Here is a 1052-nt window from a genome sequence, read left to right on the forward strand (position 1 = left end):
GCCAACAACGGCGCCTGCCGCGTCACGGGGTCCTGCACCCGGGCCTGCGGCTCTTCCCGCGCCGTCCCGTCATAGGCGAACGTGAGCTGATCGACGGTCGAGTTCGCGTCCATGTTCACGTTCAGTGCGTGCTGCCGCTGCCCGAGCCGCTGCTCCGGCCCCCAGAAGGCCGTCGACCGCCCCGGCACGGGACCCGGCTCCAGATAGAACGTGTACCCGTTGGCCCGCGCCAGCTCGTTCACATACTGCAGATCCGTCCCCGTCTGGTAGTCGACCCGCACCTGCTCCCGCGGCGGCTGCGGAATCTGCTCCCTGATGATCCGCGCATCGATCCCGTAATCGGCGTACTTGGACAGGATCCGCTCGACTCGCTGCGAGGGCGCCAGATTCGGATAGCGGTCCGTCCGCTCCTCCAGATCCATCAACAGCGTCAGGTCCTCACCCGTCACCGTCAGCGTGCTCTGCCCGGGATGATTGCTGCTCCCCACCTCCTGCCGCACGATCACGCCGTCCAGCAACACCACCGGCGTCCCCTTGAGGGCAACGGTGACGATGACCCGGGTCTTCGGATCGAAGAACCCCTCCGGCAGCAACCGCTCGACGATCGCCCCCTTCTTCGTCAGGTCGAACGCCAGCTGAAACCCGCTCCGTTCACCGGCCGTACTGGTGATCTGCGCGGACAACAGCGCCTCCACCACCTCCTGCGGGACCAACCGCGCCGACTTCGGCCCCATGTACAGCGAGACGTGAATGGGCCCCCGCCCGACCGGCTCGTCCCCCTCAGCCATGCCGCACCCCCGGCCCGCCGCCGACACCCCCGGCGAACCCGCCCGGCAACGGCACGGCAATCTCCACCCCGGGCTCCGCTGTCAACTCCCGGGGTTCCAGCACCGGATTGGCATCCGCGATCCGCCACCACTGCCCCGGATCCCCGAAATACCGCTGCCCCAGCTGATCGGCCCGCTCCCCGCTGCCGACGACATGCGGCACGGCGTCCTCCGCGGCCTCCGCAAGCGACGGCAACAACCTCCGCTTGGCGTACCGCACTTCGG

At 68.9% G+C, this 1052-nt stretch carries 2 protein-coding genes; both read right to left on the bottom strand.

Annotated features, from left to right (window positions below; genetic code table 11):
• Nucleotides 1–788 (bottom strand): hypothetical protein (locus AB0I03_RS27135; protein WP_360417503.1); only part of this gene is annotated, 788 nt, incomplete at its 3' end.
• A partial coding sequence (locus AB0I03_RS27140; protein WP_360417505.1) for a hypothetical protein occupies nt 781–1052 on the bottom strand: 272 nt, incomplete at its 5' end. The genes AB0I03_RS27135 and AB0I03_RS27140, both read right to left, overlap by 8 nt.

It is taken from the genome of Glycomyces sp. NPDC021274 (assembly GCF_040641195.1).
Classification (GTDB): Bacteria; Actinomycetota; Actinomycetes; order Mycobacteriales; family Micromonosporaceae; genus Glycomyces.